The sequence below is a fragment of the Bradyrhizobium sp. LA2.1 genome, from assembly GCF_040547725.1.
Classification (GTDB): domain Bacteria; phylum Pseudomonadota; class Alphaproteobacteria; order Rhizobiales; family Xanthobacteraceae; genus Bradyrhizobium; species Bradyrhizobium barranii.
In genome coordinates this window covers 251,119-271,571 of sequence record NZ_JBEPQI010000001.1, presented here as the reverse complement: position 1 = coordinate 271,571, position 20,453 = coordinate 251,119, and the positions used below count along the sequence as shown (strand labels likewise).

The window sequence follows — 20,453 nt, the reverse complement described above, 5'->3', positions numbered from 1 at the left end:
GGCCATGGAAGATCTCAGCTTTCATCACCCGGTTCGCGAGCGCGCGGGCGGTATCAGGCGGAGCGCGATCGTAGGCGTGGTCGCCTCGGGCAATCTGGAAGTGCTGGTGGAGCGCGTCCTGCCGGATGCGGAATGCGCGATCGAGATCAAAACCGCGGCGATGGGCTTCGGCGAAGTCTGGAGCGCCGTCATTGGCGATTTCGTCGAGCGCTATTCGCCCGGCGGGCTGAAATTCTCCATCAATGACGGCGGCGCGCGTCCCGACACGGTCTCGCTTCGGCTGGCGCAGGCGGTGCGATTGATCGCGGGGAGCGAGCAATGACCGCGCCGCTCCCGCACATCGCCCCGGCCGAACGGGTCCGCAGCACGAGCTTCAACGAGGCATCGGCGCGGACGAGGCTTGATCTGCTGCTTGATGCCGGCAGCCTGGTCGAGTTCATCGGGCCGGAACAGCGCGAAGTCAGTCCGCATCTGGAGATATTCGGCCTTCCCGAGCAGTTCGATGACGGCATCGTCGTCGGCCATGGCCGGCTCGGAGGCGCGCCGGTCTTCGTCGCCGCGCAGGAAGGACGCTTCATGGGCGGCGCCTTCGGCGAGGTGCACGGCGCCAAACTGCTGGGTCTGCTCCGCGCGGCGCGCGAGATCGGATCGATCCCCGTTCTGATCCTGCTCGATACCGGCGGCGTCCGGCTGCAGGAGGCCAATGCCGGTGAGCTCGCCATCGCCGAGATCATGCGTGCGGTGATGGAGGCGCGCAGTGCTGGCGTGAAGGTCATCGGCTTGATCGGCGGGCGCTCCGGCTGCTATGGCGGCGGCGGTCTGATCGCAGGCTGTTGCTCCGCGCTCGCCGTGTCGGAGGCGGGACGGATCGCGGTTTCGGGCCCCGAGGTGATCGAGACCAATCGCGGCGTTGAGGAGTTCGACTCCCGTGACCGTGCCCTGGTCTGGCGCACCATGGGCGGCAAGCACCGGCGGCTGCTCGGCGCAGCCGACGTCTTCGCCGATGACACCGTGCAGGATTTTCGCGAGGCCGCACTCGAGCTGATCGGGTTGATTGGCCCCTTCGGCCTCGACCGGCTCAGGGCGGAGCAGGGGCGTCTGGCCGACAGGTTGCGCCGCTTCGGCGCTTGCCAGGACGCCGTCGATATCTGGACCGTGGAAGGTGTTGCGCATGCGGAAACGGTGCCGGAATTGCCGGCCGACCAGTTCATTGCGCTCGCTAGCAGGATCGGGAGGAGCAGCCGTGACGCTCGATGACATTCTCGCCTCGCTGTTTCCCGACGGCCATGAGGTCAGGAACGACAATGGGGTCATTGCCGGCGCTGCGATGCTGCGGTCCGGCGGCAGGATACTCGTGATTGGCGTTGCGGATCGGACTGCGCTCGGCGTCGACGAGGCGATCGGGCTTTCCGCGCATGTCCTGGAGTCGATCGACCGGGGGAGCGGGCCGATCCTGGTGCTCGTCGACAGCGACAGCCAGCGCATGAGCAAGCGTGACGAGCTGCTCGGGCTCAACGAATTCCTCGCGCATCTGGCGAAAGTCTTGATCCACGCGGACATGCACGGCCGCCCCACCATCGGTCTTCTCTACGGCCACTCGGCGGCGGGGGCCCTGCTTGCGACGGGCCTTGCGACGCGCGTGCTGGTCGGATTGCCCGGCGCCTCTCCCGCGGTGATGGATCTGCCGTCGATGGCGAAGGTCACCAAATTGTCGATGACCGCTCTTGAGGAGAAAGCCAAATCGACGCCGGTTTTCGCGCCGGGGCTTTCCAATCTCGAGCAGATGGGTGCCGTTCATATGACATGGAGCGACGCCACCTCGCTCGCAGACCAGCTGGAGGCGCTGCTCGCCGACATGCCGGCTGCGCGGGATCGAAGAGATGCGCTCGGCAAGGAGCGCGGTGGCCGGCCGAAGGCCGCCGATATCGCGGAGCGCGTTCGTGATCTCGCCCTGCAAACCCGGTGAACCGCCGGCCGGTCGCCACGACCTCGTCTTTGTCAGCCCGCTGGGTTGGCGCGCGATGATCGGGATGCGCGGCGATCTCGCAGCCGACCCGCTGGTTTCGCGTTGGTCCGAAATGGGATGGCCGACGATCAGGCGGCGCGCTCTGCCTAGCGAAGCGACAGGCCTTGCGCTCGGCCTGCCGTTGCCGCCCTCCGCCGGCAAGAAGCGGCTGTCGTTTCTCGCGGATATCGACCATGTCACCTCGGTCGCGAGGCCGCCCGCGCTGCGGCAGGCGCGCGCCTCGGCGCCGCGCAATTGGTGGCCGACGCTCGATCGGCTCGATGGGCTCGCGCTTCGTCATTCGGTGGACGTGCGCGTGTTCGGCAGCCTTGCCTGGCAATCGCTGACCGGGCTCGATTACGTGACCGCTCGTTCCGACCTCGATGTCCTGTTCGCGTTCCCCCGCGAAGCCGATCTGGATCGTCTCACCGCCGACGTGGCTGCGATCGAGACCGATGCGCCGATGCGGCTCGATGGCGAATTGATGCGCGCGGATGGTGCAGCGGTGAACTGGCGCGAATTCCATGCCGGCACGGACCAGCTTCTGGTCAAGACCATCGGGTGCGTGGCCCTGCTCGACAGGGATCGATTCATTTCGGGAGCGATGGGATCATGATCACAGCGGCCGCGCGAAACATCGAACCGCTTGTTGCCAGCTGGGGGCAGATGCCGTCCGGTATCCGGGCCATCGGCGGCTTCGCTGCAGATTGCCTTGCCATGGAGCTGGAAACCTGGCCCAAGCCGGGGCTCGTGAGCCATGTCGACAATGGTAGTCACGTCGACATGGATGCCGGTACGTTTCGTCGCAGCGCTGCGGCCATCAGGCCTTACCTTCAAAGCCTTGCCGAAGCGGGCGCGCTCGGTTGCGGCATGGGAGTGCTGCGGGTCATCGGCCTGGAGGCCGAACGCGCGATGCTCGAGGCGACCTCGGGCGTCAATACGCATCGCGGCGCGATCTTCGGCCTTGGCCTGTTGTGCGCTGCGGCCGGTGCGAGGGCCGGCGGGCTGGTCGATCCGGCACGTCCGCTCGGCGACGTCGTGGCACGCCTCTGGGGCGCCAGCATACTCGACGGTCCGGTGTTGCTGCACAGCCATGGCAGCGCTGCTCGCCGCCGCTTTCGCGCAGGCGGAGCCCGTATCGAGGCGGCGAGCGGGTTTCCCAGCGTCTACCGGATCGGCTTGCCAGCCCTGCGGAGAACAACGCCTGCCACGCCCGAGGATGCGGAAGCGGCTCGGGTCGAAGCGTGCTTTGCCCTGATTGCGTCAGTGGAAGACACGAATCTGCTGCATCGTGGCGGGCTCGAGGGGCTTCGTTTTGCACGTCGCGCGGCACGTCGCTTCATCGACGCCGGCGGCGTGCGCGCTCCGGGCTGGCGCGTCAGCGCGCGATGGATCCATGAAAGTTTCGTCGCCCGTCGTCTCAGTCCCGGTGGCTCGGCTGACCTACTTGCGATGTCGCTCTTCGTCGATGCCCACGACGCGCCGGGGCCATGATGTCCAATGCAATCCTGATGGCGCTGGTGCCGGTGTTCTTCGTCTTGCTGCTTGGATACGCCGCCGGAAGGTTTCATGTCGTCGACAATCTCCATGTCGATGCTCTCAACGCACTCGTGATGGATTTCGCCGTGCCGGCGTCGCTGTTCGCCGCGACCGCCTCAGCGTCGCGCAGCGAGATGATCGAGCAGGTTCCGCTGTTTCTGGTGCTCGGCATAACGATGTCGTTGCTCTATGCCGCCTGGTATCTTGCCGCGCGCAGGTTGTTCAAGGTGTCGCGGCCCGATGCGTCGATTCAGGCACTCACGGTTGGCTTTCCAAATCTTGCCGGCGTCGGTCTTCCAATCCTGACATCCGTCGCGGGACAGGCGGGCGCCGTTCCGGTCGCCGTCGCATTGGCAACCGGTTCGGTCCTCATCAGCCCGGTGACCCTGATCATGGCGGAAATGGACGCCGCCCGGTCCCGTGGCGAGGAAATGGCGGCGCGGCAGATGCTGACGGCAGTGGGGCGTGCGATCACCAAGCCGGTCGTGCTCGCGCCCGTATTCGGCATCCTGTTTTCGGTGTCGGATCTGAGCCTCGACGCGCTCGCTCATGCGTGCCTCGCGCTGATCGGGAGCTCGGCCGCCGGCGTCGCGCTGTTCCTGACCGGAGCCATCCTGTCGGCACAGTCGTTCCGCCTGAACTGGAAGATCGCGGCCGCAACCGTGGCCGCGGACGTGGTTCGGCCGCTCGCAGCCGTTGCAGTCATTCTCGTCTTTCCAATCGCTCCCGACACAGCGAGGACGGCCATTCTGCTGGCCGCGGTGCCTTCTGGCTTTTTCGGCATCCTGTTTGCGGTCAACTACCGGTTGGACTCGGCAGCGGTCGGATCGATGGTCATTTCGAGCACCGGATTCAGCGTCGCGACCATGGCGGTCGCGATCGCCGTGCTCTTTCCGCACTAGGCGGCGATCATGACACTTGCGATCCTGTGCTCGGGACAAGGCGGACAGCATCGGGACATGTTCGCCCTGACGGGCGATGCGCCGGAAGCGACGCACCTGTTTGCACACGCGGCAACGTTGCTGGGCGGCTGGGATCCGCGCGATTTCGTGCGCAGCGAATCTGACGAGGCTCTGCATCGCAACCGGTCCGGCCAGATTCTATGCACGTTGCAGGCACTGGCCGCCGCTGCCGGGCTCAGGGACATCATTCCACATGGCGCTATCATCGCAGGCTACAGCGTCGGTGAGGTGGCGGCATGGGGCGTGGGAGATCTGTTCGAACCGGTCCTCACGCTCGACCTCGCAGTGCGCCGCGCGGAAGCGATGGACGCCGCCACCTGCGCCGGTGACGGGCTGATCTTTGTCCGTGGTCTTTCACATGACGATATGACCCGCCTTTGCGAGCGCCACGGCGCGGCGATCGCCATCGTCAATCCAGGCGATGCCTTCGTGATCGGCGGTGGCCGTGAGGCATTGAACGGAATTGCCGGAGAGGCGAGGGCGATGCGCGCCACAAGGATCGTCGATCTGCCGGTTCGGGTTGCCTCCCACACCGGGCGGCTCGCCGAGGCGTCGGTCGTGTTTCGCGAAGTCTTGCGGTCGGCGCCCGTGGCGTTCCCGTCGACCGCCGGTGCGCGCATCCTGAGCGGCATCGATGGCGGTTCGGTCGTCTCCGCCGAGACGGGCCACGACAAGCTCGCCGCGCAGATCTCACAAACCGTGCAGTGGGGAAATTGCCTGCAAAGCTGTCTCGAAGCGGGTGCCACGGCATTTCTCGAATTTGGACCTGGACATGCACTGAGCCGGATGGTTGCGAGCATCGAGCCCGGCCTTCCGGTGCGGTCGCTGGACGATTTCAGGAGTCTTCAGGGCGTGCGAAACTGGCTTGCGCGGCATCTCAGCGACTGAAATGGCAACAGCTTCGTTCCGGAATCGGACGGACGGCGCGCTCCGGATCGACGTGCGGCGAGGCAAAAAAAAGGGGCCGTCCTTGTGGGGAGGACGGCCCAATGCTCGCATGCCTGGGAGGAGAAGGCTCGAGCCGTGACTTGGGGGTCTCAGTCACTAACACTGCCAGCATCGCCGATCCGGCATGCAAAGTATTTCACGTCCCCACGCTGTTTCTCATTTCGCATGATTCACGAAGGTCCGCCGGCAGGACATGAGACACCGGCTCGCGTGACGGAACCGGGTCGCATTCAGCGAGCCTGGGTGACGCCAATGCGTTCCGGCTAGTGCATCGCCAACGTGCCGGCGTGTCGCCTGTCAGACGTTTGAAAACGGTCGAGAAATGCGCCTGCGTGCAGAAACCGACGGCCAGCGCCGCCTCGACCAGCGGCGTCTCGGTATTCGACAGGAGAGATTTTGCATGCTCGATGCGCTGTTGCAGGAGATACTCGCGCGGCCGGTATCCAGTCGCGGCGCGAAACTGCGCTGCGAAGTGCATCCGGGACAATCCCGCGACGCCGGCGAGGTCGGACAGGCTGATGGAGTGGTCGAAGCGCGCCCTGACATACTCCTCGACGCGTCGGAGCCGCCATTTCGGCAAGGCGTTGACTTTCGTACGCGGGGGCTCGCGCCGAGCGACGTGCATCACCAGCGTCTGGGCGATGCAGCACGCAAATTCGCGATCGGCCGAATGGCCTTGTTCGGTCAGCGCCTTTGCGAGCTGCTCGGCGAACGGGTCGCGCAACAGAAGGAGATCGTTCAGGCATTCGGGCGCGAGCGGCTCCGTTCCCTGCTGTGGAGATGGAAAGCAATTGGCCGAGATGTGGAAGTGCAGGAAATCGCACGGCGCAAGAAACTGCGCGCGGAGCGGCTTCGACGGCGCGCCGACATAGAGCGTACCTGCCGGCATGGCGCCGTCGAAAATGGTCTGACTGCCTCTGGTCAGCTTGAGACGTGTGCTCTTCAGGGCGATCGAGAAGAAGTACCGGTCGGGAGGCGTCGTTGCATCCTCGCGCCTGACGGCCGTCTGGGCATAGGTAAAGCGCGAGATCGTGATGTCCTCGCGCGCGACGCCCGCGCGTTGCTCGGGCTGGCGCCATTTTCGTTCGTGGGGGAATGCGCGTGCCCCCTGAGAGAAATCCGGTTCGCGGGCGCCGGGTTGATGTGTCAATCGGGCGCCGGCCGCTTGCATATCGGTGAGCATCGTTCGTCCCGTCTTTTGGATTCCGCTGCGCCGCCGTGACGGCTGCTGAATGCCATTGGTTGACGCTCGAACGATATGTCTGATGCCGCCACAAGGCCCGTTAGCGTTGCTGAAATCGTGTTAGATTTTGCGAAAGCTGCAGGTGCGTCGGAACGTCGCGAAACTCCGAATTAAGCAAGAAGAATCAAAAGCTTGCGCTGTGAGTTCCGATGTTGCGGCGCGATGCAGCTCTCTTCAGGTCGGGCGATCTGACCGGATTCAGGGAAGGCGTGGCGAGGCATCGATGCCGGGGGTGAGTCCGGGCGCGATCTTCTCTGCCGGCGGAATTGCGGGCACCCGCGCGTAGGGAAGCGCCGTCACCTCGGGAGGCTGCTGGGATGGGGATTGGAGGCAGTTGGGGCGCGGCGGATCTCCTGCGCCGAACACATCGAACACTGGGTCCACGAAGGTCGTGCGGAGCCGATGAGGCCAGGTCTGGCGATCGACCGCATTGGGCTGCCGGATCGTCACCGTGGCCGTCATGCCGGAGACGAGCGGCACGCCCGGCGGCACCGTGTCGATGGCGACACGAACCGGTATGCGCTGTGCAAGCCGCACCCAGGTGTAGATCGGGTCCACGTTGGGCAGACCTTGCGTGCCCGCCGCGGCGTTTGACGGGCTGATGCCGCGGGTCACGGTTTTCACATGTCCCAGGATCGGCTTGGAGTAACCGATGAGCTGTGCCTCGACGCGATCGCCGACGCAGACATGCGCCATCTTGGTTTCCTCGAAATAACCGTCGATCCAGAAGCTGTTGGAATCGATGATGGAGACGTTGGTGACGCCGGTCAGCGCATAGTCGCCGACGCGTAGCAGGAGATTGGTGACATAGCCGTCGACGGGGCTGAGCACATTGGTGCGCTTCAGATTCAATTCCGCCTGTGCAAGCTGGTGAGCGGCCGCTGCGTAGGCGGCCTTCGCCTGCGAGGCATTGCCGGCGAAGATCTGCTGCTCCTCTGGCGTCGTCGCGAGGTCGGACAGACGCCGGCGCCGGTCGGACTCGGCCTGCTTCACCTCCAGGTCCGCCGCCCGCTGGTCGACGAGGGCCTTGCCGATGCGGACGGCTACGTCGAAGTCGAAGGGATCGATGACGTAAAGCACGTCACCCTTGTGGACGAACTGGTTGTCGGCCACCCGCAGCTCCACGATTTTGCCTGCGATCTGCGGCGCGACATTGGCGACCTGCACGCGCACGCTGCCATTGCGCGTCCAGGGCGCGGTGACATAGTGCTGCCAGGTTGCAACCGATATCAGGATGGCGACCAGGGCGATGGCAAGGGTGGCAAAATGCTTGCCGACGCCGGCCATGAAACGCCCGGCGGCCTTGCGCAGCGACCGCGTCAATAGCGTCGCCTGCCGGGAAGCTTCGCCATCGTTCGCGGCGCGGTCGCTGGTCGCGCGCGTCGCGGCCTCCGTCAGGCTGGAACACGCGACGGCGTCGGCTGCGCCCGCTTGTGCTTCGACTGAAGATTCGGGGTGGGGCGGAAAGGCCGCATCTCGAGGCAGAGCCGCGTCCATGACTTTCTCCCTAGCAAAAGAGCGCGAGCAGGCCGAAGATCGACACGTAGAGGCAGAGCTCGGCCAGCGACGGGTTGCTGAAGATTCTTGTAAATCCCACGAAGCGCAGCACCGGGCGGAGCAGCAGGAATGCGAGCAGCGCCGTTGCCGCATAGGACACGATCGGGGCGATCAGCACGCCGCCCACGACGAGTTCACGATAAGTATTCGTCACCGATGCGTCCCCTGGCCGGAACCGGCGAAACCCTGCCGTGGTTCGAGGACGATGCTGGCCGGAACGAGCGCGGCGAGCACCGGATCGACAGACAGGTTGCTTCGGGCAGCCGTCTGGCGCAGCGCCTCGGCGGCAGTTAGGATTGCGCCTCTATCCCGTAGGGTGAGCGCGGCTCGCGCGGCGCGCACCGCTCCGCCGAGTGAGGTCTCGGCCAGGCGGTCCAGTTCGGCATGGCACCGTCGCAGCACCACGGCCTCGTCGAAGCAGCGCAGCGCTTCCGCGACGACCCGAGGGGGAGGTGCCGTGGCGCCGTTCGTCGTCAGGATCTGCTCGATCCGGGCGGCATCGCGAAACGCGGCTTCCTCCGGCGCGAGATGCCGGGCTCGCCCGGAATCGAGGCGGCTCAGCTCGCGATGGGCTTCGTCCAGCAGCAGCCGGATCCTCCGTTCGCCGGACAAGGACGGCAGCAGGAGCTGCGCCGCGAAGACCAGAACCGAGGAAAGCTGGGCAAACAGACACGTCACAAGGAATACGTCGGGGTCGTAGCTCTGCGGATTGCTCGGTGCGAGAATGACAAGCGTGAACACGAGGGAGAGCCGGCCGAGCGGCGGCAGGACGCCGCTCGGCAGCGTGATCAGCAGCGCTGCGCCGATCACGAGAGGCGCAAGGCCGATCGCCAGCAGTTGAAACTCGGATACGCCGTTGAAGACGAGGTATTTCAGGATGCCGGCGAGCAGGCATGCGATCGGCATGGCAAAGACCGCCAGTGTCGTGAAGGCGCGCGGATCCGGAGCCGTCGCGCTCAGACCGATGATCACTGCGGCAAGCGAGAGGCAGAGCGCGGTGGTCGGCCATCCCGCCATCACGAAGATGATTGCAATGAGGATGAAGTGGATCGCGGCCTTGACGCCGGCTTCCGCTGCAATGCGAGGCGAGCGGTAAAGCGGCGCGCGCCATTGCCGGAGTGGGTAGTTCCCGGCCCGCAGTGCCTCGAGACTTTCGCGCACGTCTGCATTCCTGCGGATGATCTCGTCGCGCAGATTGGTCCGGCAGATCGTGACCAGGCTGGAGGTGCCGGGGTCTCGGTCGTCCCGGGACGTCGCGGATGCGGCCGGCAGCGCGGCAAGCGTGCGGGCGAGCGCGAGCTCGCTCACGAGGCCCACCATCGCGGAGCGTGCGGCTGTGGTTCTGGCCGGGCCGCTGATCGACTCCGTGACGAGGCTCGCGATCTCCGGATGCAGGGCCGCGACATCGCGCAACATGTCCGCAGCAGCGGTCGCGGATGAAGCTTCACCGCGGACGGCGCGTTGCGCGAACTCCGTGACCCGGCGATGCAGTGTTTCGAGGCGGTTCGCCAGAACCGGATGATAGTCCGGCGCGGCGAGCACCTCGTTGACCAGAGCGACCGCGAGGACGCCGATGGCGATGGCGGCGCCCCGGGCGACGCCGGTCGGAAACACTTGCAACGGGCTGTCGATCTGCTGGATGGCAATCAGGGCAACGGTGATGCAGCTGAGAGCCGCCGCATAAGCGCGATTGCCGTCCAGCATCCCGGCGACGTAGACGCAAAGTCCGACCCAGATCCCCAACACTGCGGGCAGCAGCGCGCCGGTTTGGGAAAAGGTGCCGGCGATGGCGATCGATGCGATCACGCCGATAGCGGTTGCGAGCAGCCGATAGCCCGCCTTTTCCATGCCCTGCGCGCGCGTGGGCAGCGCCAGGATTGCCACGGTGACGGCTGCCGACGAGGGGGATTCGAGTTCGAGCCAGAAGCTTACATAGAGTGCGAGGAGCATTGCCAGCAGGACGCGCAGCGCGAACGCCCAGGAACTCACCGGGAAGCCGGCGAAGGCCCGCGGGCGGATGTCATCGGCAGCGCTGGTGGCGTCACCTGGCAATTATGCTCCCTCCATGCGCGGCAAAGCGTGCGGCCTGCTGGCGTCGCGAAATCAAAGGGGAGCATGAGCTGTGCCGGCCGGTATTTTCGGTCCATCAACCTGCTTTCGGGAACGCACGCCGGGAAGGCGCAGTTTGCCCGAGCCGGGGCCCGACTATTGCGGCGCGTGGCCCGCCAGGGCCTCTTCGAGGCGGCGGATGATCTCGTCGCCGCTGGACGGCTTGCCGAGATAGCAATGCGCGCCAGCCGCCATGACGCGCTGGCGCACGGGTTCGCTAGGGAAAGCGGTCATGAAAATGATCGGGAAATGGCGGCCGGAGGCAACCAGGCGCGCCTGCAATTCATCGCCGGTAATGACCGGCATCTGAACGTCGGCGATCATGCAGGCCGGATCTTCTCCCGCCGGTTCCCGCAGGAAGGCGACGCCGGACTCGTAGGCGTGGGCTTCATAGCCGAGCGAACGCACGAGGCTCGCCAGCGACGCGCGCACGCCTTCGTCGTCGTCCACGATCGCAATCACCGGGGTTTTGGCCATTGGCACACATCCTGACCGCTGTGTTCCGCAGGGAGGATATCTCCCATTGGGCGGCCGATGGGGCCTTATGCACCGTGCGGCAGTCCCGCCGGAATTATACTCAGGTTTGGTCCGTAGTCTTTCGGTTCTGGGAAATCCCGAGCGCTTCGGCCTTGCGAACGAGGTCGGCCAGCGACCGGACCTCCATCTTGCGCATGACGTTGCCGCGGTGGATCTTGACGGTGATCTCGCTGAGGCCGATCAGGCCTGCCACCTGCTTGTTCATCAAGCCGGCGGTCACATGGCCCATCACCTCGCGCTCGCGCGCCGTCAGGCTCTCATACTGGATGCGGATATCTTCCTTCGTCGCGGCTTCCGCACGGCGCTGCGCATCGCGCTCGAGCGCTGCCGTCACGGCGTCGAGCATGTCCTGATCGCGAAACGGCTTGGACAGGAAATCCACGGCGCCAGCCTTCATGGCGCGCACCGACATTGGAATGTCCCCATGACCGGTCATGAAGATGATCGGATATCTGATGCCCTGGCGGGTCAGTTGCCCCTGGAGATCGAGGCCGCTCACGCCCGGGAGCCGGACGTCCAGCACGATGCAGGCCGGTTTGTCGGGCATGACGCCGCCAAGCAGCTCGGCCGGTGAGCCGAACAGGCGTGTCTCGAGGCCGACGGATCGGAACAGGCTGTCGAGCGAGGCACGGATGCTCGCGTCGTCATCAACGATGATGACGACTGAACTGGAGGATTGGGCCGGCGGTTGCACTTGGTTTGGTCGTGTCATGGCAAGGCGTGTTCTTGGCTAAATGGCAGTGTCAGGTGGAATGTCGCGCCCGAGCCCGGAGAGCTCTCCACGGACAATCGGCCGCCGTGAGCTTCCACCGTCGTTCGGCAGATCGCAAGTCCCATGCCCATGCCGCCGCCCTTGGTGGTGAAGAACGGATCAAACAGGCGCGGCAAGTCGTCAGGCTGGATGCCCGGGCCGCTGTCCTCGACCGTGATGGCGAGGTTTTCGCCGTCCACGGTTCCGGCGCGCAGCGTAACGGTGCGGGAACCAGGCCGGCCTGACATGGCCTGGCCGGCATTGATCAGAAGATTGACCAGGACCTGCTGAAGCTGGATCCGGTCGCCGCGAACCGGCGGCAGGCCATGCTCCGTCTCGACGATGAGGGTGACGTCGTCCTTGACGAGCTCGCGCGCGACCAGGAGGGTCGCTTCCTCGATGATCTCGTCGATCTGCAGCAGATCCTGCTGGGTAGGGGCCTTCTTCAGGAAAGTCCGGATCCGGGTCACGATCTCGCTGGCGCGGCGGCCCTGAGCAACGACGTGACCGATCGTCGCCGCAACCTCCTTGAGATCGGGCACGTCGCGGCGCAGCCACCGCAAGCCGGCCTCGCCGCTGGTGACGATCGCTGCCAGAGGCTGATTCACCTCATGGGCAATGGACGCGCTGAGTTCGCCGAGGGTGGCGACGCGCGCGGCATGCGCCAGCTCCGCCTGCGCCGCGAGCAGCGCATCCTGTGCCTGTTTACGCTCGGTGATGTCGATGACGAAGGCGAGCACGTTGCGATCTCCGTCGGGCTCGGCCGGAAAGGTGATCGTAAACAGGACGGGAACCTTGCGTCCGTCGAGGCTCACGAGATCGGTCTCGCCTTCGTGGAACCGCTCTCCTTCCGCGAATGCGACCAGCGCGCCGAGGAAACTGCGGTCGTTCTCGCCCAGAAGCCTGTCCACGTTCGCGATGAAGGCCGCAGAGCCGCTTGCTCCCGCCATCTTCTGGAGGGCCGGATTGACGTCGGTGATTCCAGCGAGCCGGCGGGCATGCCGCACGAATTCAGGATTTCGTGCAAGATAGTCCCGCAAGGTGGCGCCTCCGGTCTCCAGCGAATTCAGCGCGGTCCGCACTGCGCTCCAGTCCTCTTCGACGACGCCGACCCGGCTTGCGTCGAACATCCGGCGGTATCGCTGCTCGCTCTGCACCAGCGCGTTATGTGCCGCGACGCGGTCCGTGACGTCGGTGTGCGTTTCAAGGACTCCAACGGGTTTGCCGAGATGGTCGTGCTGGAGCGCCCATCTTGCATCGACGGTGAGTGCGCCGCCGGCCTTCGTCCGCTGCTCCAGCCTGCCTTCCCATCGGCCGATGTCGAGCAGGCCGGCCTCGATGGCCTCTCGCCGGTCGGGATATTTGGTTCTCAGCAGCGCGTCGGCGAGTTGCCCGATCGCCTCGTCGGTCGACCAGCCGTAGGCCTGTTCCGCGGCCCTGTTCCAGAAACTGATCACGCCGCCGCGATCCCTGACGAAGATCATGTCATGCGAGAGATTGAGCAGGCGCGCCTGCGCCGCGAGGCGCTTCGTCGCCGCCTGATTCTGGAGCGCCAGCAAGGTCGTGATTCCGATGGCGGCGAGGCTCACCAGCGCACGAAGGGCAGGCGAGGCGATCGCCTCCAGATCGTGCGACAGCAGATAGGCGGTTATGGTCAGGACGCTGCAGCCGACAGCGGCGGCGATGATGTCGTTACGCCGGTGCGTCCTCGCCGCGAGCAGGATCGCAACGACGTAGAGAACTGCGACCGCGCCCTCGAGCGGCGTCAGCACATCGACCAGGAAAACCGCGAAAGCGAGGACGGCAGACCAGAACCGCAAGCCGGCGCGGCTCATCGATGAACCCGTGGCCCGATCAAGACTGGTCATCGTCGCTGGTGGTCGCTCTGCTCATTTTCGGTCACGTTGATGCCGCGATTTGATCGGGCCGACAACATGCGGCAACATGATTTTCGTGCTCTCTTGAAAGACGTTGCCGCGGTTCCATCCTGCGCGAGAGCCGACTAGGCAAATTCCTCGGCATAACGGCGTTTTGCGTGACTTTCCGACCATTGGCGAGCGCGTCAACATACCGCAGGGCGAGACCAGTTCCGCCATCGCTGCGAGCGGGACGCCCGTACGGCCGGCGACGCCGCGGTCATACCTAGGTATGACGCGATCAACCCGAGAACCTATCCGGTGCACCCGCGCGTAGAATGGAGCGCGGGGACCGCCGAACTACTCTGCTCCCACATTCGGACGAGCCATTGGGTCTCGCCGGATCGAAAATGGGACAAGGAGTTCGACGATGTCGCTACAGATGTCACACCCGCTAGGCGCGAAGGATCATGTCGTCGGCTCGATCGGCGTCTCGGCCATCGATGGTTGCCAGTCCGGGCTTGCGGAACGTCCGGATCGCGCCGGCGAAAAGGCGATGACGCTGTCCCTCGTTCATCTCGATGTTGCTCTGGCCATCGAGACGCCCCCGCCGGGCGTGCGGAGATGCGCCGGCGACGGGCCCAGCTTCAGGGTATCGGCGAAACGCCTCGCGCGCATCTCCGTCGAGACCGATCGGGAGGCCGGTGCAGGCGAGTTCCCGGACCCGGTGATGCGAAGCCTCTCCGATGCGCTCGCGGCAACCGAAGCGGCCCATCATCCTCACTCCGCCATCCTTGCGGACGCCTTGCGTCTTGCCATCCTGACCCGCAGGGCCAGCCGGCCGACGGCCGTCGCGCGCAACGAGACCGATCAGGCCGACGAGCGGTGCCGGTCTGTGCGGTCGTTGCAAAAATGGCGCCTCAAGCGCGTGCTGCAATATGTCGACGAGAATTTGGCTGGCAAGATCACCTTGCAGCATCTGGCGGCGGTCGCCGGCCTCAGCCGCATGCACTTTGCCGCGCAGTTCCGCGCGGCCGTCGGCATGCGGCCTCACGACTTTCTGCTGAAGCGGCGGATCGAACGCGCCCAGGAACTGCTGAGGCGCGCCGACGTCTCGCTGGTCGACGTTGCCTTGACCGTCGGATTCCAGACCCAGGCGCATTTCACGACGGTATTCAAGCGTTTCGCCGGCGATACGCCTTATCAATGGAGGAGCGCCTACCTTGCGCAATTCCTGCCGCTGCCTCGCGCCGAAGTTGGGCCGTCATGAGCAGTGTTGGCATTGAGGCCCTGATGCTGCCGCTGGCCGGCATTCACCTGGCGATGACGCAGCATGAAGTCACGGGCGTGCTGGAGATCGCCCGTGCTCTCGGCAACTCCTATCGCCTGGCATCGTCAGATCCGGGATCCGGCGCTCTCTATGGCCGGTTCATTTTCGATTTCTGCCGAACCATCGTCACGGTTGTCGCGCGATAGCCTCGAGCCCTTTACAAGCGGGGCAGGTCAAGCGTTAACACTGCGATGGCAAACCGCAGAGCGAGAGTCATGAGAGCCTACAAAGTCGTCGACGCCTTCTCCTCCAAACCCTTCCTGGGAAACCCCGTCGCAGTCGTCCTTGATGCTGAGGGGCTGGCGACGGCCGAAATGCAGGCAATTGCCCGCTGGACGAACCTGTCGGAAACGACATTTCTCTTGCCGCCCACGAGTTCCGAGGCGGACTACCGCCTGCGCATTTTTACCCCCCGCAGCGAACTGCCGTTTGCCGGGCATCCGACGCTCGGCAGCGCCCATGCGGTGTTGGAGGCGGGCCGCGTGATGCCCCGGGGCGGTCGTCTCGTCCAGGAATGCGGTGTCGGGCTGGTGCGGATTGCCGTGGAGGGCGACGGCGCGGAGAGGCGTCTGACGCTTGCGTTGCCGCCGGCGAAGGTCACGGCTCTTTCAGCCGCAGACGTCGACGAATTGGAGGCAGTCATCGGGCATCGGATCGTTCGCGAGGTGGCTCCAGCGATCGTGGATGTCGGGGCCGTCTGGGTCGTCGCGCAACTTGCCGACGCGGACAGTGTGCTCGCGCTGACCCCAGACTTCCGGCGCTCGGCTGCCTTCGAGAAGCGGCTCGGTGTGACCGGGCTCTCGCTTTTTGGCCGTCAGGCTGATGGCGAGGCGGCTATCGAGGTGCGTTCTTTTGCACCATCATGCGGCGTCGAGGAGGACCCGGTATGCGGCAGTGGAAACGGCGCCATCGCCGTGTTCCATCGCGACCGCGGTCTCCTCAAGGCCGGGACGAGCTACACGGCGGCGCAGGGGCGCTGCGTCGGGCGCGATGGCCGCATCGCCTTGGCGATCGAAGCGGACGGCGAGATCAGCGTTGGCGGCGCTTGCGTTACGTGCGTGGAAGGCAAGATTGCCGGTTAAGCCATAGGTTGCTGGTCGATCATGCCGCGCTTCGGCTGCGGTACTCATATTGAATCAGACCCGCTAACGCACTGCGACCGCGACGGCAGACAAGGCTGCCGGAAGGGACCAGGCCCAGTCTCCCAGTACTGAAACAGCCGCCGCGGCGGCGACACAGCCGAAGATGAAACCGAGCAAGCGATGGAGCGAGCGACCCAGCGGCGTTGAATCATGCGGCAGCAGAGGGGTGCGTGGAGCGAGCAGGTCGATCGCCGACAAGACGGCATTGGCCAGATTGCCGGTCATCACCGCCGTCGAGATCGCGCCCGGCAGAGCGAGGCGAAGGAGCGCGTACTGGCAGGCCATGGCCGACACGGCGATCATCGCGGCCGCGCCGGCCCGGGATCCAGCCGCATCGGCAGACGGCCTTGTGATGACGCTGAAGATCAACAACGCGGCCAGCACGAGGAACTGAACCCGAAGCAACAGTCGCGCCAGGCTCGAACCGTGCCGGCCGGAAGCTTGGGCGATCAGCCAGACGGTCGCCAGGGTCAGCATGAAAACGGGAATCGCCAACAGCTGTGCCCAATGAAACGAGCCGCCATCGACGGCAACGACGGCGGCCAGCACGATGTTGCCGGTCACGTGAGCCGTGAAGATATGACCGAGCGTGAAGAAGCCGGTGAAGTCGACCATTCCGGCTATGATGCTGAGCAGCGGTGGCAGCCGCGCCTCCAGGCGCGACAGCTCCGCTGCGTCATCCGCTGAATCCGCAGACCTTTGCAGCATGAGGAGGTCTCTAGCGAGCAGGGACATCTTTGGCTACTCCGATGCTGGCCGTTCGCATGGGCCGCTCACTGACCGCCGGCTACTGTGCCGTCCATCCGCCATCGACCGCGATCGCGGTGCCCGTGATCTGGTCCGCCGCAGGCGAACACAGGAAGGCCACGGTGCCTCCAAGCTGCTCCGGAGAGACGAACTCGGATGATGGTTGTTTCTCGCCCAGGAGTGTCCTGGCGGCGTCCTTTTGGCTGATGTTCTTCTGTGCGGCGATGTCGCTGATCTGCTTTTCGACCAAGGGCGTCCGCACCCAGCCGGGACAGACTGCGTTGCAGGTCACGCCGCTGCCGGCGGTCTCCAGGCCAACCACCTTGGTCAGGCCGATCAACCCGTGCTTGGCGGCGACGTAGGCCGCCTTGTGCGTCGAAGCGACGAGGCCGTGGGTGGAGGCGATGTTGACGATCCGGCCCCAGCGCTGCTTCTTCATCTGGGGCACCGCCGCCGCGATGCCGTGAAACGCGGCCGACAGATTGATGTCCAGGATCGCATGCCACTTGGCCGACGGAAATTCTTCCACCGGCGCGGTGAACTGGATGCCGGCATTGTTCACGAGGATGTCGAGGCGTCCGAACGTCTCGATTGTCGCGGCGATCAATCGGCGCACGGCATCGCCCTTCGACATATCGGCGCCGTCGTAGACCACGCGCACGCCGTGCTCGCGTTCGATCCCGCTGCGGATGGCTTCGATCTCGCCGGGGTCGCCGAAGCCGTTCAACACGAGGTTGACGCGGAGTCTGGCCAACTCTCTGGCGATTCCGAGCCCGATACCGCTGGTCGATCCGGTGACGATAGCGACCTTATCTTTCAACATGGGAGTTCCTTTCGACGTCAGGTGGGGTGGGGGACTAGTGGGTGCCGCCGGCCTCGATCTGGCCGGGCTTCTTCAGCATCATGGACGCGGCGAGTGCGACGATCAGCGCGACACCGAGCAGGTAGAACATGTCGCCGAAAGCCAGGATGAAGGCCTGCTTCTGCACGATCTTGCCAATCGCGACATAGGCGCGGTGAGCGGCGTCGATGCGATCGGTCACGCCGTGGTTCATGAAATACTGCGTCAGCTTCTCGAGCCTGGCTTGCGTGGCCTGCTCCAGCAGCGAGACCGACTGCGTCAGCACGTTGGAGTGATATTGCTCGCGCTTGGTGAGCAGCGTCTGCAGCAGCGCGATGCCGACGGCGCCGCCGAGGTTGCGCATCATGTTGAACAGGCCCGAGGCCGAACCCGCGTTCTCCGCCTCGATGCCCGATGTCGCGACAGCCGACAGCGGGGCGAACACCAGTGCCTGACCGAAGGCGCGGACGACGTTCGGCCAGAAGAGCTGGTCGGTGGCGTAGTCGTTGGTCATCGAGATGTTCATGAAGTTGGAGGCTGCGAACAGCGCAAAGCCGACACCGATGATGAACCGCGCGTCGAAGCGCCGTAACAGTTGCGGCACCAGCGGAATCAGCAACAGCTGCGGCAGCCCGGTCCATGCCAGCACCATGCCGATCTGCTCGGCGTTGTAGCCCTGGATGCGCGATAGATAGACCGGCAGGATGAAGACCGAGCCGTAGAGCGCGATGCCGAGCAGGAAATTGGCGAGGATACCGAAGCCGAAATTGCGACGCGCCAGGAGGCGGAGGTTCAGCAGCGGCTTCCTTGCCGCCAGCTCGATCCACAGGAAGGCCGACAGCGCGATCGCCGCGACAATCGACAGCTTGACGATGAACGGCGAGCCGAACCAGTCGTCCTTGTTGCCTTCCTCGAGCACGGTCTGCAGCGCGGCGAGGCCGATTGCCATGGTGGCGATCCCGGCCCAGTCGCCCTCGCGCAGCAGCGACAGCTTCATCGGCTGCGCCTCGAGCGAGACGAACAGCAAGCCGATCATGACCGCGCCCGGCACCAGGTTGACGTAGAAGATGTACTGCCAGCCCGAGTTCTCGGTGAATAGCCGCCGATGGTCGGCCCGATCGCGGGCGCAAAGGTCGCGGAGATCGCAAACAGCGCCAGCCCGATCGGCTGCTTCGCCTTTGGCAGCAGCGTGATGATGAGCGTGAACGCCATCGGGATCAGCACGCCACCGGTAAAGCCCTGCACGGCGCGCAAGACGATCATCTGCGACAGGTCTTGTGCCAGCGCGCAGGCCGCCGAGAACACCAGGAACAACGTCGCATTGGTCAGGAGATAGATGCGGATCGAGAACGCCTGCGCGAGCCAGCCGGACAGCGGAATCACCACAATCTCAGCAATCAGGTAGGAGGTCGAGATCCAGCCGCCGTCATCGATGCCGGCCCCGATCGCGCCCTGGATGTCAGCCAGCGAAGCGTTGACGATCTGGATGTTGAGCACCGCCATGAAGGCGCCGAGCGTGGCCCCGGCGATGGCGATCCAGGTCTTGGCGGAGACCGCCGGGGCCGGTGTGGAGATGGACCGCTCGCCTTCGCTGGCGGGCACCGCATCGATGGCCGGTTGCAGTGTGGTCATGGTTGTCGGCTCGTCGCTTGCGAGAGAAGCATTGCCTGAACGGACTGTCCGGGAGGAGACAACCGCGAGGGACGCGTGTTCATTCAACTGCGAGGCTCGGGGCGGCGCGACGCGAGGCGCTTCTTGCTTTCGCGTTCGGCGATCGCCGCCGATTTGGTGTTGATGGTCGGCTCGGCCGACATGCCGGGACGGAGCAGGCCGGCCAGGCTGCGGTCGTCGAGGACGATTTTCACCGGCATGCGCTGCACGATCTTGGTGAAGTTGCCGGTCGCGTTGTCGGGCGGCAGCAGCGCGAACTCCAGGCCGCTTGCCGGGGACAGGCTGTCGACATGGCCGTGCAGTCTGGTGCCGCGGAAGCTGTCGATGGTCAGCTCGACGGGCTGGCCGCCGCGCACGTGGGTAAGCTGGGTTTCCTTGAAATTGGCGACGATATACACGGCATCGAGCGGAACGACGGCCATCAACAGCGTACCGGCCTGGACGAACTGCCCGACCCGGAGTGAGCGCGCACCGACGGTGCCGTCGACCGGCGCGATGATGCCGGTGTAGGACAGGTTCAAGGCCGCCTGCTGCTCGACCGCACGGGCGCGGTCGCGCTGCGCGACTGCCCTGGCGCGTTCGGTGGAGAGCACGTCGACCTTGCGCTCGGCAGCGAGCAGGCCCGACTTGGCGTGCTGCAATTGCGCGGCGGCGGCGCGCAGTGCCGCATCGGTCTGCTGCGCGCGCTGCACCGTGCCGGAGCCCGTCTTCATCAGCCCGTCGTATCGGACCTGCTCTTCCTGCGCGAACTTCAGATTGGCCGTGGCGGCAGCGACATCGGCCGTGCCTTGCTCGATGATCGGCTGCTGCAGGGCAAGCTGTGCATCGAGATTGCGGACAGCGGCGTCGGATGCGGCGACGTCGGCGCCGGCCTGGTCGAGCGCGGCGCGGAAATCGCGATCGTCGATCTTTGCCAGCAACTGGCCGGCCTTCACCGTTTCGTTGTCGCCGACCAGGACCTGCGCGATATAGCCCGACACTTTCGGCGAGATGATCGTGGAATCCGCCTTCACATAGGCGTCGTCCGTGGTCTCCAGGTAGCGGCCGATGGTGAGATAGTGGTGGCCGAACTCGGCTGCGGCGGCGACGCCCAGGGCCAGTGCCAAGGCGAGGGCGGCCCGCTTGATCGCCTGCCCGGATGGCCGAAGGTTGGCTTTGGCGCCCTGCTCGGGAGCATAGGAAATGGAAGACATGGTATTCTCCGAAACGAGGTGG

General features: G+C 65.3%; 20 protein-coding genes and 1 pseudogene. 10 read left to right on the top strand and 11 right to left on the bottom strand.

The window, feature by feature from the left end; translation table 11 throughout:
* The first annotated feature begins 4 nt into the window (after positions 1-4).
* The 7 genes from mdcC to ABIB95_RS01145 are packed head-to-tail and all read left to right on the top strand — an operon-like array spanning position 5 to position 5,394.
* Entirely contained in the window at positions 5-322 is a 318-nt protein-coding gene (gene mdcC, locus ABIB95_RS01175) for a malonate decarboxylase acyl carrier protein (protein ID WP_354237618.1), read from the top strand.
* Complete coding sequence (locus ABIB95_RS01170) at positions 319-1,257, top strand: biotin-independent malonate decarboxylase subunit beta (protein ID WP_354237617.1); 939 nt, start codon at positions 319-321, stop codon at positions 1,255-1,257. Before mdcC ends, ABIB95_RS01170 begins: the two co-directional genes overlap by 4 nt.
* Positions 1,244-1,966: a biotin-independent malonate decarboxylase subunit gamma gene (gene mdcE, locus ABIB95_RS01165; protein ID WP_354237616.1), complete on the top strand. Its 723-nt coding sequence runs from the start codon at positions 1,244-1,246 to the stop codon at positions 1,964-1,966. Before ABIB95_RS01170 ends, mdcE begins: the two co-directional genes overlap by 14 nt.
* Positions 1,941-2,621, top strand: coding sequence for a malonate decarboxylase holo-[acyl-carrier-protein] synthase (gene mdcG, locus ABIB95_RS01160; RefSeq protein ID WP_354237615.1), 681 nt, complete (start codon positions 1,941-1,943; stop codon positions 2,619-2,621). The genes mdcE and mdcG overlap by 26 nt, the downstream gene beginning before the upstream one ends.
* Complete coding sequence (mdcB, locus tag ABIB95_RS01155) at positions 2,618-3,499, top strand: triphosphoribosyl-dephospho-CoA synthase MdcB (RefSeq protein ID WP_354237614.1); 882 nt, start codon at positions 2,618-2,620, stop codon at positions 3,497-3,499. The genes mdcG and mdcB overlap by 4 nt, the downstream gene beginning before the upstream one ends.
* A complete protein-coding gene (locus ABIB95_RS01150) occupies positions 3,496-4,446 on the top strand; it encodes an AEC family transporter (protein WP_354237613.1) in 951 nt (316 codons plus the stop codon). Before mdcB ends, ABIB95_RS01150 begins: the two co-directional genes overlap by 4 nt.
* Positions 4,447-4,455: 9 nt before the next feature.
* Positions 4,456-5,394 (top strand): acyltransferase domain-containing protein, encoded by a 939-nt coding sequence (locus ABIB95_RS01145; protein WP_354237612.1) that lies wholly within the window; start codon positions 4,456-4,458, stop codon positions 5,392-5,394.
* Positions 5,395-5,590: 196 nt separating this feature from the next.
* Here ABIB95_RS01145 and ABIB95_RS01140 read toward each other — a convergent pair whose 3' ends face one another.
* The 7 genes from ABIB95_RS01140 to ABIB95_RS01110 all read right to left on the bottom strand — a co-directional run bounded on the left by ABIB95_RS01140 (position 5,591) and on the right by ABIB95_RS01110 (position 13,486).
* A complete protein-coding gene (locus ABIB95_RS01140) occupies positions 5,591-6,637 on the bottom strand; it encodes a helix-turn-helix domain-containing protein (protein WP_063986513.1) in 1,047 nt (348 codons plus the stop codon).
* Between the two features lie 258 nt (positions 6,638-6,895).
* A complete protein-coding gene (locus ABIB95_RS01135) occupies positions 6,896-8,194 on the bottom strand; it encodes an HlyD family secretion protein (protein WP_354237611.1) in 1,299 nt (432 codons plus the stop codon).
* Between the two features lie 10 nt (positions 8,195-8,204).
* Positions 8,205-8,408 carry a DUF1656 domain-containing protein gene (locus tag ABIB95_RS01130; RefSeq protein ID WP_028155834.1) on the bottom strand — a complete coding sequence of 68 codons (204 nt, stop codon included), beginning with the start codon at positions 8,406-8,408 and terminating at the stop codon, positions 8,205-8,207.
* The gene (locus tag ABIB95_RS01125) at positions 8,405-10,306 is read right to left on the bottom strand and encodes an FUSC family protein (protein WP_354237610.1); all 1,902 of its coding nucleotides are present in this window, start codon (positions 10,304-10,306) and stop codon (positions 8,405-8,407) included. Before ABIB95_RS01125 ends, ABIB95_RS01130 begins: the two co-directional genes overlap by 4 nt.
* 153 nt (positions 10,307-10,459) lie before the next feature.
* Positions 10,460-10,840, bottom strand: a complete 381-nt coding sequence (locus ABIB95_RS01120; RefSeq protein WP_038955794.1) for a response regulator transcription factor — start codon at positions 10,838-10,840, stop codon at positions 10,460-10,462.
* Between the two features lie 100 nt (positions 10,841-10,940).
* Positions 10,941-11,612 (bottom strand): response regulator transcription factor, encoded by a 672-nt coding sequence (locus tag ABIB95_RS01115; RefSeq protein ID WP_038944749.1) that lies wholly within the window; start codon positions 11,610-11,612, stop codon positions 10,941-10,943.
* A complete protein-coding gene (locus ABIB95_RS01110; protein WP_354237609.1) occupies positions 11,609-13,486 on the bottom strand; it encodes a PAS domain-containing sensor histidine kinase in 1,878 nt (625 codons plus the stop codon). The genes ABIB95_RS01115 and ABIB95_RS01110 overlap by 4 nt, the downstream gene beginning before the upstream one ends.
* A 451-nt stretch (positions 13,487-13,937) precedes the next feature.
* Here ABIB95_RS01110 and ABIB95_RS01105 point away from each other — a divergent pair, with 451 nt between their 5' ends.
* From ABIB95_RS01105 to ABIB95_RS01095, 3 genes are all read left to right on the top strand, one after another.
* On the top strand, positions 13,938-14,777 hold the full coding sequence (locus ABIB95_RS01105; protein ID WP_354117217.1) for an AraC family transcriptional regulator: 840 nt from the start codon (positions 13,938-13,940) through the stop codon (positions 14,775-14,777).
* Positions 14,778-14,800: 23 nt separating this feature from the next.
* On the top strand, positions 14,801-14,983 hold the full coding sequence (locus tag ABIB95_RS01100) for a hypothetical protein (protein WP_223153619.1): 183 nt from the start codon (positions 14,801-14,803) through the stop codon (positions 14,981-14,983).
* 69 nt (positions 14,984-15,052) lie between these two features.
* Entirely contained in the window at positions 15,053-15,919 is an 867-nt protein-coding gene (locus tag ABIB95_RS01095) for a PhzF family phenazine biosynthesis protein (protein ID WP_354237608.1), read from the top strand.
* Positions 15,920-15,982: 63 nt separating this feature from the next.
* On the opposite strand, the gene ABIB95_RS01090 is transcribed toward ABIB95_RS01095, so the two are convergent.
* The 4 genes and pseudogenes from ABIB95_RS01090 to ABIB95_RS01075 all read right to left on the bottom strand — a co-directional run bounded on the left by ABIB95_RS01090 (position 15,983) and on the right by ABIB95_RS01075 (position 20,431).
* Positions 15,983-16,687: a YoaK family protein gene (locus tag ABIB95_RS01090; RefSeq protein WP_354237607.1), complete on the bottom strand. Its 705-nt coding sequence runs from the start codon at positions 16,685-16,687 to the stop codon at positions 15,983-15,985.
* A gap of 79 nt (positions 16,688-16,766) precedes the next feature.
* The gene (locus ABIB95_RS01085) at positions 16,767-17,549 is read right to left on the bottom strand and encodes a 3-hydroxybutyrate dehydrogenase (protein WP_354237606.1); all 783 of its coding nucleotides are present in this window, start codon (positions 17,547-17,549) and stop codon (positions 16,767-16,769) included.
* Positions 17,550-17,583: 34 nt separating this feature from the next.
* Positions 17,584-19,199, bottom strand: a pseudogene (locus ABIB95_RS01080) (MDR family MFS transporter).
* Between the two features lie 83 nt (positions 19,200-19,282).
* On the bottom strand, positions 19,283-20,431 hold the full coding sequence (locus tag ABIB95_RS01075; protein ID WP_354237605.1) for an HlyD family secretion protein: 1,149 nt from the start codon (positions 20,429-20,431) through the stop codon (positions 19,283-19,285).
* Positions 20,432-20,453 lie beyond the last annotated feature (22 nt).